The sequence below is a fragment of the Streptococcus nidrosiense genome, from assembly GCF_042140045.1.
In the GTDB taxonomy this organism is placed as follows: domain Bacteria; phylum Bacillota; class Bacilli; order Lactobacillales; family Streptococcaceae; genus Streptococcus; species Streptococcus nidrosiense.
This window is the reverse complement of the sequence record NZ_CP152419.1, coordinates 1,663,100-1,674,843: the sequence shown is the minus strand read 5'-3', so window position 1 is coordinate 1,674,843 and position 11,744 is coordinate 1,663,100. Positions and strand designations below refer to the sequence as shown.

Annotated in this window: 14 protein-coding genes; 11 read left to right on the top strand and 3 right to left on the bottom strand. The window is 39.6% G+C overall.

Annotated elements, in window-relative coordinates; all coding sequences use genetic code 11:
- The first annotated feature begins 80 nt into the window (after positions 1–80).
- Positions 81–791, top strand: coding sequence for a purine-nucleoside phosphorylase (gene deoD, locus AAFQ93_RS08010; protein ID WP_045763751.1), 711 nt, complete (start codon positions 81–83; stop codon positions 789–791).
- A 229-nt stretch (positions 792–1,020) separates the two neighbouring features.
- Positions 1,021–1,752, top strand: coding sequence for an NAD-dependent protein deacylase (locus tag AAFQ93_RS08005; protein ID WP_375555122.1), 732 nt, complete (start codon positions 1,021–1,023; stop codon positions 1,750–1,752).
- A 230-nt stretch (positions 1,753–1,982) separates the two neighbouring features.
- On the opposite strand, the gene AAFQ93_RS08000 is transcribed toward AAFQ93_RS08005, so the two are convergent.
- The 3 genes from AAFQ93_RS08000 to coaA form a co-directional block, all read right to left on the bottom strand.
- Positions 1,983–2,495 carry a DNA topology modulation protein gene (locus AAFQ93_RS08000; RefSeq protein ID WP_060955903.1) on the bottom strand — a complete coding sequence of 171 codons (513 nt, stop codon included), beginning with the start codon at positions 2,493–2,495 and terminating at the stop codon, positions 1,983–1,985.
- A 64-nt stretch (positions 2,496–2,559) separates the two neighbouring features.
- The gene (gene rpsT, locus AAFQ93_RS07995; protein WP_029689628.1) at positions 2,560–2,808 is read right to left on the bottom strand and encodes a 30S ribosomal protein S20; all 249 of its coding nucleotides are present in this window, start codon (positions 2,806–2,808) and stop codon (positions 2,560–2,562) included.
- Between the two features lie 52 nt (positions 2,809–2,860).
- On the bottom strand, positions 2,861–3,781 hold the full coding sequence (gene coaA / locus AAFQ93_RS07990; protein WP_223139888.1) for a type I pantothenate kinase: 921 nt from the start codon (positions 3,779–3,781) through the stop codon (positions 2,861–2,863).
- A 201-nt stretch (positions 3,782–3,982) separates the two neighbouring features.
- Between coaA and AAFQ93_RS07985 the strand changes: the two genes are divergently transcribed.
- The 9 genes from AAFQ93_RS07985 (at position 3,983) to AAFQ93_RS07945 (ending at position 11,743) form a co-directional block, all read left to right on the top strand.
- Positions 3,983–4,387, top strand: coding sequence for a hypothetical protein (locus tag AAFQ93_RS07985; protein WP_075227720.1), 405 nt, complete (start codon positions 3,983–3,985; stop codon positions 4,385–4,387).
- 169 nt (positions 4,388–4,556) lie between these two features.
- Positions 4,557–4,835, top strand: a complete 279-nt coding sequence (locus AAFQ93_RS07980; protein ID WP_075227719.1) for a 1,4-dihydroxy-2-naphthoate prenyltransferase — start codon at positions 4,557–4,559, stop codon at positions 4,833–4,835.
- Between the two features lie 107 nt (positions 4,836–4,942).
- Positions 4,943–5,533, top strand: a complete 591-nt coding sequence (locus tag AAFQ93_RS07975; protein WP_375555121.1) for a class I SAM-dependent methyltransferase — start codon at positions 4,943–4,945, stop codon at positions 5,531–5,533.
- Positions 5,530–6,813, top strand: coding sequence for a pyrimidine-nucleoside phosphorylase (locus AAFQ93_RS07970; protein ID WP_375555120.1), 1,284 nt, complete (start codon positions 5,530–5,532; stop codon positions 6,811–6,813). The genes AAFQ93_RS07975 and AAFQ93_RS07970 overlap by 4 nt, the downstream gene beginning before the upstream one ends.
- Positions 6,814–6,830: 17 nt before the next feature.
- Positions 6,831–7,493: a deoxyribose-phosphate aldolase gene (deoC, locus tag AAFQ93_RS07965; protein ID WP_371561104.1), complete on the top strand. Its 663-nt coding sequence runs from the start codon at positions 6,831–6,833 to the stop codon at positions 7,491–7,493.
- Positions 7,480–7,869 carry a cytidine deaminase gene (locus AAFQ93_RS07960; protein ID WP_000246078.1) on the top strand — a complete coding sequence of 130 codons (390 nt, stop codon included), beginning with the start codon at positions 7,480–7,482 and terminating at the stop codon, positions 7,867–7,869. The genes deoC and AAFQ93_RS07960 overlap by 14 nt, the downstream gene beginning before the upstream one ends.
- Positions 7,870–7,958: 89 nt before the next feature.
- A complete protein-coding gene (locus tag AAFQ93_RS07955; protein WP_375555119.1) occupies positions 7,959–9,014 on the top strand; it encodes a BMP family protein in 1,056 nt (351 codons plus the stop codon).
- Between the two features lie 141 nt (positions 9,015–9,155).
- Positions 9,156–10,685, top strand: coding sequence for an ABC transporter ATP-binding protein (locus tag AAFQ93_RS07950; RefSeq protein WP_375555118.1), 1,530 nt, complete (start codon positions 9,156–9,158; stop codon positions 10,683–10,685).
- On the top strand, positions 10,685–11,743 hold the full coding sequence (locus AAFQ93_RS07945; protein ID WP_000038693.1) for an ABC transporter permease: 1,059 nt from the start codon (positions 10,685–10,687) through the stop codon (positions 11,741–11,743). Before AAFQ93_RS07950 ends, AAFQ93_RS07945 begins: the two co-directional genes overlap by 1 nt.
- The last annotated feature ends 1 nt before the right edge of the window (position 11,744 follow it).

Genomic DNA, 11,744 nt, shown 5'->3' with positions numbered 1-11,744 from the left:
TAATCTGACTGAGAAATCAGGTTTTCTCGTCAGATTCCTAATTTTCAGTCGCTTTCTGGTCGCTCTTTGTATCATAAATTATGTCTATCCATATTGCTGCTAAGCAAGGTGAAATTGCTGATAAAATTCTCCTTCCTGGAGATCCTCTTCGTGCAAAATTTATCGCTGAGAATTTCCTTGAAGACGCTGTTTGTTTCAACGAAGTCCGTAACATGTTTGGTTATACAGGTACTTACAAAGGTCACCGTGTATCTGTCATGGGTACAGGGATGGGTATGCCATCCATCTCTATCTATGCTCGTGAATTGATTGTCGATTACGGTGTGAAAAAATTGATTCGTGTCGGTACAGCCGGTTCTTTGAATGAGGATGTTCACGTTCGTGAGTTGGTCTTGGCACAAGCAGCTGCTACCAACTCAAATATCATCCGCAACGATTGGCCTCAATACGATTTTCCACAAATTGCTAGCTTTGATCTTTTAGACAAGGCTTATCATATTGCCAAAGACCTTGGTATGACTACTCACGTCGGAAATGTTTTGTCATCAGATGTTTTCTACTCAAATTACTTTGAAAAAAATATCGAACTTGGTAAATGGGGAGTGAAAGCTGTGGAAATGGAAGCGGCAGCGCTGTATTATCTTGCAGCTCAACATCATGTTGATGCCCTTGCTATCATGACTATTTCAGATAGTTTGGTTAATCCAGATGAAGATACAACTGCAGAAGAACGTCAAAACACCTTCACTGATATGATGAAGGTTGGTCTAGAAACATTGATTGCAGACTAAAGGTAGGCTATATTCAGAATGATTTCTCTTGTTCTCAAAATGATAACTATCAACAATGAATCAATCCTGAAATAGGTAAGAATAAGGAAATTGAAGAAAGCCTAATTGTGTCAAAGGACCGAGACTAGTCAGTTTAATATCTAAATCATAATCAAATGAAGTTGGAAGCCAAGTTGACAAGAAGTCAAGGCTTTCAACTTTTTAACTTGAAAATTCCTAGGAGTACAAAATGGATAAAATTGAACAACTACAAGGTATTATTGATCAAAGTCAGAGAATTGTCTTTTTCGGTGGTGCAGGGGTTTCTACAGAGTCTAATATTCCAGATTTTCGTAGTTCAGATGGTATATATAGTCTGAAACTAGGGCGCCATTTTACTGCCGAGCAACTGGTTTCACGCACAATGTTTGAGCGCTATCCAGAGGATTTTTTTGATTTCTACAAAAAGTATCTGATCTATCCAGATGCCGAGCCAAATTTAGCACATGATTATCTAGCATCGTTGGAAAAAACAGGCAAATTAAAGGCGATTGTGACGCAAAATATCGATAGCCTTCATGAAATGGCAGGATCTCAGAAAGTTTTGAAACTGCATGGTAGTGCAGATCGTAATTACTGTTTGGGCTGTCATCGCTTTTATGATTTGACTGCATTTTTGGCACTTGAAGGTCCAGTTCCTTACTGCTTAGATTGTGGTAAGGTGGTCAAACCTGACGTAACCCTTTATGAAGAACCTCTGGATATGGATGTTTTTAGTCGAGCAGCCCAAGTCATTCAGCAAGCAGATTTATTGATCATTGGTGGAACTTCCTTAGTCGTTTATCCTGCAGCTAGCCTAATCAATTATTTTTCAGGGTCAAATCTTGTCGTTATCAACAAGTCCAGCACTCCTCAAGATAGCAAAGCAGATTTAGTTATCGAAGGTAAGATTGGAGAAGTTTTTTCTAAATTGAGACAATAAAAAACTGAAAGAAGTAGGATTATACTTCCTTCAGTTTTTTTGTATCACGAACTCAGAAACTATGAACAAGATTCTCTTCATTTCTAGGGGAACTTTATTGTTGATTTATAAATTGCTTGAGTTATTTTTAATTGTTGAATAAAAGGAAAAAAGGAAGACTTTCTGGATGAAAATCTTCCTTTTTTAGTCAATCAGTACATGCTGATTTTAATGAAATGCTACTATATTGTTTACTTTTTTAAAGATCGCAAAAAACAATCAATCTCTGCTTGAGAATGGAGAATGCTCATCTTTTCTGGGTAAGTATTGTTTAAGTATTGGTATCTTTCCTTAGCATTTTTTGTACGTCCATCCCAGAGAATCCAACGGATAAATTCCCAATTGAATTGCTCAGGGCATCCCGCTGCCATACTTTCTCTCACTTTTCCTCTGTACTTTAAATACCGCTTAAAGGCTCTTAGCAGACAATTCCAAGCAGAGAAGTTTAAAAAGATGATATGGTCAGCTTGCTCCATTCTTTCCTCATAGCAACACCAAGAGTAGTTGCCATCAATGACCCAGTTTTCGTTGTTGGCTAGAAAAGTTTTCATTTCGTTCAGCATCCAGTCGCGGTCACTATCTTGCCACCCTGGCTGAAATTGGAGAGTATCCATATGAAGTTTGGGGATAGAGTAGTGATTAGCTAGTTTTTCTGCAAGAGTGGATTTGCCTGATCCAGAATATCCAATGATAGCTATTTTCATAATAACCTCCAGAAAATGTGCACAAAAAAAGCTCCGAGGAGCTCATTTTGTATGCAGTTAATGATTAACCAAGTTTAGCTGCAAGACGTGCTTTATCACGGCTAGCTTTGTTTTTGTGGATCAAACCTTTAGTTTCTGCTTTATCGATAGCTGAGCTGGCAGCACGGTAAAGTTCTTCAGATGGGTTTGCTTCAAAAGCTTTGATAGCAGTACGCATAGCTGATTTTTGAGCTGAGTTCTTTTCGTTTTGTTTAACGTTCAATTCAGCGCGTTTGATAGCTGATTTAATGTTTGCCAATGTTCTTACCTCCATTTTTACTAACTATACCATTATATCTGAAAACTTACGTTTTGACAAGGGGAAATTATTTTTTTAAGTAAATTTCATCAATTTCGTGATTTTTAGATTTATGGAGAATGACCTCGGCACGATTTCGTGTCGGTTCAATGTAATTCTGGAGATTGGTTAGGTTGATACTGGTCCAAACTTGGTGGGCAAAATCCTTGACTTCGCTAAGAGGAAGTTGAGTGAAACGATAGTAATAGTTGCCTGGATCATCTTGAGCAAAGCTAAGAAGTTTTAAGAAACGATCCAAATACCAACTTTCAATGTCTTCGACAGCGGCATCGACATAGATTGAAAAGTCAAAGAAATCAGTAATATAGAGACGGGCATTATGTGGATTTTGGAACACATTGATTCCCTCAACAATAACAAAATCAGCGGCTTCTACTCGTTGTTTTTGACCTGGCACGATATCATAGATTTCATGGGAATAAACAGGGATATCAACATCCTGTCCATTTTTGAGTTGGTCTAGGAAATTGAGCAAAGCTTCCATGTCGTAGCTCTCAGGAAAACCCTTGCGGTTGAGAATGTCTTGCTCAATTAAGACACTGTTTGGGTATAAAAAACCATCCGTCGTAACCAGTTCAACACTTGCTCTAGGGACTATACGAGAAAGCAAAATTTGCAAGAGACGACTAGTGGTTGATTTACCTACGGCAACACTTCCAGAAACTCCGATAATAAAGGGCTGTTTTTTGCTCTCTCTTTGAAGGAAAATGCCTTTTGAAAAGGCAAGATCTTCTTTGGAACGTTTGTAAATCTGAATCAGATGTGCCAGTGGCAGATAGATATCAGTAACATCTTGTAGGCTAATCTGGTCATTGAAACTCTTAATAGAATCTAACTCCTCCTCGGTCAAGGGAGGAGTTGTTTTGCGATGCAAGGATTGCCAAGTTTCGCGGTTTATCTTTTCAAAATGTAAAAATTCGTTGGTCATTTGTTTTCCCCTAGATATTTTGTCTATCATACCATAAAAAGCTAAAAAAATGAAGCGGTTTCTTGAATGTGGTAAGTCAGTAGTATATACTATAAGTAGATAGAGGATGAACAAATTATTGATGAAGTAGGAGCTGGTTTCTCCTGATTTTATCAGCTAATAAAGGGGGCTTTTTAGTTCACAACTTATAGGAGGTGTACTATGAAAATCTTAAAAAGTTACATATTGGAACTCTGTTTTATTTTAAGTTTTGCTTTACCTTTTATAAAAGGAGCCAATGCAGATAATGGCAGACGCTTTGTGGAAACCTATTACGGTTTTACTTTTTTGATGGATCATGCTATTGTAACAGCTGTCTTTATCTGTTCGCTCTTAATTGCTTTCTTACTAAAAAAACGGTGGACGAAATGGCTTGCTGCTAGTAGTTATCTATTTTTGATTTTGTGGATTGCTACAGAGGGTTATTTATTCCGCATGTCAATAGAAGATTTGATACGACTGTGGACAAGTTTGGAAATCCTAACACAAACTTATCAGTTGGGCTTTTATCTAAACATCTTATTAGGAATACTGTTGATAATTAAGTATTTGAAGGTAAAGCAATAGTAATCAAAATGTGTCTGATTATAGACAATAAATTTGTTGTTTTATCCTGACTGTGACACCTTGTAGCTCCCAATGACTTGTCATTCGTTTCCAATAATTGATTGAGATTGAAGAATAGCGCTCTCTTTGTTAAAATATAAGTGGGAAAATCTATAAAGGAGGTGCTAAGATGAAAGCTAGATTAAGAGAAAAAACGCTGGTTTTTATCAGCCTATTTGTAGTTGTTTTATGGTTATCACCAAACTGGGTGCATTTCTCCTTTTCAATAGGACCTTACTCCTATAACTGGACTATTTTTGTCCTTTTTATCTTATTGCCCCTCATAGGTCTTGGCTACCTTGTGCTAGCCTTCTTTAAAAGAAAGTGGTGGCTCTTCTTTTTTGGTTTAGCTTGTATCTTTGCTTTTCCGATTACCATGGCAGTGGGGAGCTTTTTACTAGGTCCCTAATCCTAATCAGAACTTATATTATTTTTGAAAAAATACAATGTGATTTAAAGGCTTGATACCTTTGTAAACGATTTACAAATAACTTATTTTTATGGTAAAATAGTATCATGAGTAAAATGTATTATGCAGAAAATCCAGATGCAGCCCATGATGTTCATGAGCTTAGAGTTGAGCTACTTGGGCAAAAGATGACCTTTTTGACAGATGCTGGTGTCTTTAGTAAAAAAATGATTGACTTTGGAAGTCAGTTGTTGTTAAGATGCCTTGATGTTGAAAAAGGTGAAAAAATTCTTGATGTTGGTTGTGGCTATGGTCCGATAGGTTTGTCTTTGGTTAAGGCTTATGGTGTCCAAGCGACAATGGTGGATATCAATAACCGTGCTCTGGATTTAGCCCAGCAAAATGCAATGAAAAACAAGGTTCAAGCGACTATCTTCCAGTCTAATATTTATGAGCAGGTAGAGGGACAATTTAACCATGTCATTTCGAATCCTCCTATACGTGCTGGTAAGCAAGTAGTCCACGAAATCATCGAAAAAAGTATAGACTTTTTAGTAGACGGTGGAGATTTGACTATTGTCATCCAAAAGAAACAAGGAGCCCCAAGTGCCAAAAGTAAGATGGAAGACGTATTTGGCAATTGTGAGGTTGTAAAGAAAGATAAGGGATATTACATCCTTAGAAGTGTAAAAGAATGAGAGCAGTAGATCTAATCCAGAAAAAAAGAGACGGGCAAGAACTCAGTTCGAACGAAATCCAATGGTTGATTGAAGGCTATGTCGCAGGAACAGTTCCTGACTACCAGATGTCAGCATTTGCCATGGCAGTTTACTTCCAAGGAATGACCACGAGAGAAATTTCTGATTTAACTATGAATATGGTTAAGACAGGTCAGGAGTTTGATTTATCAGCTATAGATGGTGTCAAGGTTGATAAACACTCTACGGGTGGTGTCGGTGACAAGGTAACTTTAATCCTAGCACCCTTGGTAGCCAGTTTTGATGTCCCAGTGGCTAAGATGAGCGGTAGGGGCTTAGGCCACACGGGTGGTACTATCGATAAATTAGAATCCATCAAAGGTTTTCAGATTGAACGAAGTCAGGATGAATTTATCAAACAAGTTCAAGATATTGGTGTTTCAGTTATTGGGCAATCCGATCAACTGGTTAAGGCTGACAAACTTCTCTATGCCCTTCGTGATGTGACGGCAACAGTGGATACCATTCCCTTGATTGCTAGTTCGGTCATGAGTAAAAAAATTGCAGCTGGAGCTGATGCTATCTTACTTGATGTAACAGTGGGTGAAGGTGCCTTTATGAAGACAGTTGATGAGGCACGCCAACTGGCTCAAACCATGGTAAACCTTGGTAAGGCTGTAGGTCGTAAGACAGTAGCAGTTATTACTGATATGAGTCAACCTTTGGGACGTGCCATTGGTAATCGTTTAGAAATCCTAGAAGCTCTGGAAATTCTTCAAGGTAAAGGCCGTCAAGATATTAGCCACTTTATCTGTGAGTTGGCCCAGATTATGTTATCATTAGCAAATGTTGAAAAAACTATTGAGGAAGTAAGGCAACATCTTGAAAATGGTAAGGCTCTCAAGAAATTTGAAGAGATGGTTCTAGCTCAGGGTGGAGATCTAGAAGACCTCTATCGTCAAGTAAAAGTTGACCATGTAGTTGATATTCCTGCTCAAGAAGACGGACTTATCGCAGAACTTCCAGCCATGGAGTTTGGTCTTTTTGCTATGAGATTGGGTGCTGGTCGTGCCGTTAAAACAGATGCTCTTGACTATGAGACAGGGATTGTTTTTGAGAAGAAAGTTGGAGAATCAGTCAAAAAGGGTGAAATTGTTGCAAAAGTATATGCAAATGGCAAAATTTCTCCGGAACTAGTTACAGATTTCCAAAAATATGTTAAAATTAAAATAAGTGATGAAGTGATAAAATCACGTGAAATTATCGAAATCATCTCCTAATTTAAGGAAAAACCGAAATGAAATTAAATAAATACATTGATCATACGCTTTTAAAGCAAGATGCAACAGTGGAACAAATTGATCGTTTGTTATCTGAAGCCAAAGACTATGATTTTGCCAGTGTTTGTGTCAATCCGTGCTGGGTTGCTCATGCCAAATCTGGTCTAGAAAATACTGATGTCAAGGTTTGTACGGTTGTAGGCTTTCCTCTTGGAGCCACAACATCTGCTGTTAAAGCCTTCGAAACTAAAGAAGCTATCCAAAATGGTGCTGATGAGATTGATATGGTCATCAATGTTGGAGCACTCAAGTCTGGGAATGCTGATTTAGTTGAGTCAGATATTCGAGCAGTTGTTGAAGCAAGTGGAGACAAACTGGTTAAGGTTATTATTGAGGCTTGTTTGTTAACTGATGAAGAAAAAGTTCAGGCTTGCCAGCTAGCCCAGAAAGCAGGAGCAGACTTTGTCAAGACGTCAACAGGCTTCTCAACAGGTGGTGCAACCCTACCGGATGTTAAATTAATGCGCCAAACAGTTGGACCTGATATGGGGGTTAAAGCTGCTGGTGGTGCTCGTTCTTATGCAGATGCTGTTGCCTTTGTTGAAGCTGGAGCTACTCGTATTGGAACATCTTCTGGTGTAGCAATCTTAAAAGGAGAGTTAGCAGATGGCGACTACTGAGTTGATTGATTTAGCGATTGAAACTAGTAAAAAAGCTTACGTTCCCTACTCACATTTTCCGATTGGCGCTGTTTTGGTAGCCAAGGACGGAAGTATCTATACAGGGGTTAACATTGAAAATGCTAGCTATCCCTTGACTAACTGTGGCGAAAGGACAGCTATCTTTAAGGCAGTTTCTGAAGGACAACGAGAGTTTTCAGAATTGATTGTTTATGGGGAAACTGAGAAACCTATTTCGCCTTGCGGTGCTTGCCGACAGGTTATGGTCGAATTTTTTAAACCAGATCTAAAGGTGACTCTAGTCGCCAAAGATAAAACGACGGTCGAGATGACGGTCGGGGAATTACTTCCATACTCATTTACAGACTTGCAATAGTCTGTGTCACTCTCTGAGTGACAAGGTCCTTGTGACCAATCAATCCATACTTGCAACTTCGTTGCGCATCTTATTTAGGAGGTTCAGTAATGAACAAGAAACAATGGCTAGGCCTTGGTCTAGTTGCAGTAGCAGCATTTGGACTTGCTGCATGTGGTAATCGCTCTTCTCGTAACGCAGCTTCTTCATCTTCTGATTTGAAGACTAAAGCAGCTATCGTTACAGATACTGGTGGTGTTGATGATAAATCATTCAACCAATCAGCTTGGGAAGGTCTTCAAGCTTGGGGTAAAGAGCACAATCTTGCAAAAGATAAAGGCTACACATACTTCCAATCAACAAGTGAAGCCGACTACGCTAACAACTTGAACCAAGCAGCAGGAAGCTACAACTTGATTTATGGTGTTGGTTTTGCCCTTCACAATGCGGTTGAAGAAGCAGCGAAAGAACATGCAGACTTGAACTATGTTTTGATTGATGATGTGATTAAAGATCAAAAGAACGTAGCAAGTGTAACATTTGCTGATAACGAAGCAGCTTACCTTGCAGGTGTAGCAGCAGCTAAAACTACTAAAACAAAACAAGTTGGTTTTGTAGGTGGTATGGAATCTGAAGTTATTTCTCGTTTCGCAGCTGGTTTCAAAGCTGGTGTTGAGTCAGTTGACCCATCTATCAAAGTACAAGTAGACTATGCTGGTTCATTTGGTGATGCCGCTAAAGGTAAAACAATCGCTGCAGCTCAATACGCTGCAGGTGCAGACGTAATCTACCAAGCAGCTGGTGGTACTGGTGCAGGTGTCTTCTCAGAAGCTAAATCTTTGAATGAAAGCAAAAACGAAGGCGAAAAAGTTTGGGTTATCGGTGTAGACCGTGACCAAGTTGACGAAGGTAAATATACTTCTAAAGACGGTAAAGAATCAAACTTCGTACTTGCTTCTACTTTGAAACAAGTCGGAACAACAGTTCAAGATATCGCAAACAAAGCTGAAAAAGGTGAATTCCCTGGCGGTCAAGTGATCGTTTACTCATTGAAGGATAAAGGGGTTGATCTAGTAACAACTAACCTTTCTGAAGAAGGTAAAAAAGCTGTTGAAGATGCAAAAGCTAAAATCCTTGATGGAAGTGTAAAAGTTCCTGAAAAATAATGGATGAAAGTCATTTCTTAGGGGAGCGGCCTGTGGCCGCTTCTTTAAGAATTGAGACAAAGTGTTTTGTCTCAATAGAGCTTGCTAAGTTTCTTTAGCAGGTTTTATTGAAACAAAATAAAACTCTGAAAGGAAGAGCACATGGCACACGAAAATGTCATTGAGATGCGTGAAATTACCAAAGTTTTTGGTGAATTTGTCGCTAACGACAAGATTAACCTTGAACTTCGTAAAGGTGAAATTCATGCACTTTTAGGAGAAAATGGAGCTGGTAAGTCCACTCTTATGAACATGCTTGCAGGGCTTCTAGAACCAACTAGTGGTGAAATTGTGGTTAACGGTCAAGTTGTAAAACTAGACTCGCCATCAAAAGCAGCTAGCCTAGGAATTGGGATGGTTCACCAGCACTTTATGTTGGTAGAGGCTTTCACTGTTGCTGAAAATATCATTTTGGGAAGCGAATTAACCAAAAATGGTGTTCTAGATATTGCTCGAGCAACTCGAGAAATTCTTGAATTATCAGAGCGTTATGGACTAGCTGTGGATCCTTCTGCCAAAGTAGCAGATATCTCTGTTGGTGCTCAACAACGTGTTGAAATTTTGAAGACACTTTATCGTGGTGCCGATATTCTTATCTTTGACGAACCAACTGCCGTTTTAACACCATCAGAAATCGATGAGTTGATGGCTATCATGAAGAACTTGGTCAAAGAAGGCAAATCAATTATCTTGATTACCCACAAGTTGGATGAAATTCGTGCAGTTTCTGACCGCGTTACAGTTATCCGTCGTGGGAAATCAATCGAAACAGTTGAAATTGCTGGTGCAACTAATGCTGACTTGGCAGAAATGATGGTGGGACGTTCTGTTTCCTTTAAAACTGAGAAGCAAGCACCACAACCTAAAGAAGTCGTTCTTTCCATCAAAGACTTGGTTGTTCATGAAAACCGTGGCGTTCCTGCTGTTAAAAATCTTTCACTCGATGTTCGGGCTGGTGAGATTGTCGGAATTGCCGGTATTGATGGAAATGGTCAGTCTGAATTGATCCAAGCTATCACAGGACTTCGTAAGATTGAGTCTGGTAGTGTGGAATTGAAAGGCCAGTCCATTGTAGGATTGCATCCACGTCAAATTACTGAACTGAGCGTTGGTCACGTTCCGGAAGACCGTCACCGTGATGGTTTGGTCTTGGAAATGATGATTTCTGAAAATATCGCTCTTCAAACCTACTATAAAGAACCTCTTAGCAAGAAGGGAATTTTAAATTATACGAATATCATTGACTATGCGAAAAAATTAATGCAGGAGTTTGATGTTCGTGCTGCTAGTGAGATTGTTCCAGCTTCTGCCCTTTCTGGAGGAAATCAACAAAAAGCAATCATCGCTCGGGAGATTGATCGAAATCCGGATCTCCTCATCGTCAGCCAACCAACTCGTGGTTTGGACGTCGGTGCCATTGAATACATTCACAAACGCTTGATTCAAGAACGTGATAATGGGAAAGCTGTCCTTGTAGTCAGCTTTGAACTAGATGAGATTCTAAATGTCTCAGATAGAATCGCTGTTATCCATGATGGTAAGATTCAAGGGATTGTAACGCCAGAAACAACCAACAAGCAAGAGCTTGGTGTCTTGATGGCTGGTGGTGAATTGGAAAAAGGAGAAGAGTGATGTCTAAAAAATTACAACAAATTTCGGTTCCCTTGATTTCTGTTATCCTTGGAATCTTGCTTGGAGCCATCGTCATGTGGATTTTTGGCTATGATGCTATTTGGGGTTATGAAGAGTTGTTCTACACAGCCTTTGGTAGTGTTCGTGGAATCGGTGAAATTTTCCGTGCCATGGGGCCATTAGTCTTGATTGCTCTTGGATTTGCAGTTGCGAGTCGTGCTGGTTTCTTTAATGTCGGGCTTCCAGGACAAGCACTCGCTGGTTGGGTTATGAGTGGCTGGTTCGCTCTTTCAAATCCAGATTTGCCACGTCCATTGTTGATTCTTGCGACAGTTGTCATTGCGTTGGTGGCTGGAGGAATCGTTGGTGCCATTCCTGGTATTTTAAGAGCCTATCTTGGAACATCTGAAGTCATCGTAACCATCATGATGAACTACATTGTTCTCTATACAAGTAATGCCTTTATCCACTCTTTCCCTAAAGATATCATGCAAAGTACAGACTCATCAATCCGAGTAAGTGCAAACGCAACTTATCAAACGCCTTGGCTTGCTGAGTTAACTGGAAACTCTCGTATGAATATTGGGATTTTCTTTGCCATCATTGCAGTTGCAGTTATCTGGTTCTTGCTTAAGAAGACAACTCTCGGTTTTGAAATCCGTGCAGTTGGTCTCAATCCAAATGCTTCTGAATACGCAGGTATTTCAGCTAAACGCACCATTATTCTATCAATGATTATCTCAGGTGCTCTTGCAGGTCTAGGTGGAGCTGTAGAAGGACTTGGTACCTTCCAAAACGTCTATGTTCAAGGTTCATCATTGGCGATCGGATTTAATGGTATGGCGGTCAGTCTACTTGCTGCAAACTCACCGATTGGAATTCTCTTTGCAGCCTTCTTGTTCGGAGTGCTTCAAGTTGGAGCCCCTGGTATGAATGCCGCTCAAGTTCCATCAGAGCTTGTAAGTATCGTTACAGCCTCAATTATCTTCTTTGTCAGCGTTCACTACATCATCGAACGCTTTGTCAAACCAAGAAAACAACTTAAAGGAGGTAAATAAG

Excerpts from the sequence above, each read along its gene's own strand:
- AAFQ93_RS07970 (WP_375555120.1), top strand. The coding sequence starts at position 5,530 with ATGAGAGCAGTAGATCTAATCCAGAAAAAAAGAGACGGGCAAGAACTC.
- AAFQ93_RS08005 (WP_375555122.1), top strand. The coding sequence starts at position 1,021 with ATGGATAAAATTGAACAACTACAAGGTATTATTGATCAAAGTCAGAGA.
- AAFQ93_RS07955 (WP_375555119.1), top strand. The coding sequence starts at position 7,959 with ATGAACAAGAAACAATGGCTAGGCCTTGGTCTAGTTGCAGTAGCAGCA.
- AAFQ93_RS07975 (WP_375555121.1), top strand. The coding sequence starts at position 4,943 with ATGAGTAAAATGTATTATGCAGAAAATCCAGATGCAGCCCATGATGTT.
- coaA (WP_223139888.1), bottom strand. The coding sequence starts at position 3,781 with ATGACCAACGAATTTTTACATTTTGAAAAGATAAACCGCGAAACTTGG.
- AAFQ93_RS07945 (WP_000038693.1), top strand. The coding sequence starts at position 10,685 with ATGTCTAAAAAATTACAACAAATTTCGGTTCCCTTGATTTCTGTTATC.
- deoD (WP_045763751.1), top strand. The coding sequence starts at position 81 with ATGTCTATCCATATTGCTGCTAAGCAAGGTGAAATTGCTGATAAAATT.
- AAFQ93_RS07985 (WP_075227720.1), top strand. The coding sequence starts at position 3,983 with ATGAAAATCTTAAAAAGTTACATATTGGAACTCTGTTTTATTTTAAGT.
- deoC (WP_371561104.1), top strand. The coding sequence starts at position 6,831 with ATGAAATTAAATAAATACATTGATCATACGCTTTTAAAGCAAGATGCA.
- AAFQ93_RS08000 (WP_060955903.1), bottom strand. The coding sequence starts at position 2,495 with ATGAAAATAGCTATCATTGGATATTCTGGATCAGGCAAATCCACTCTT.
- AAFQ93_RS07960 (WP_000246078.1), top strand. The coding sequence starts at position 7,480 with ATGGCGACTACTGAGTTGATTGATTTAGCGATTGAAACTAGTAAAAAA.
- rpsT (WP_029689628.1), bottom strand. The coding sequence starts at position 2,808 with ATGGAGGTAAGAACATTGGCAAACATTAAATCAGCTATCAAACGCGCT.
- AAFQ93_RS07980 (WP_075227719.1), top strand. The coding sequence starts at position 4,557 with ATGAAAGCTAGATTAAGAGAAAAAACGCTGGTTTTTATCAGCCTATTT.
- AAFQ93_RS07950 (WP_375555118.1), top strand. The coding sequence starts at position 9,156 with ATGGCACACGAAAATGTCATTGAGATGCGTGAAATTACCAAAGTTTTT.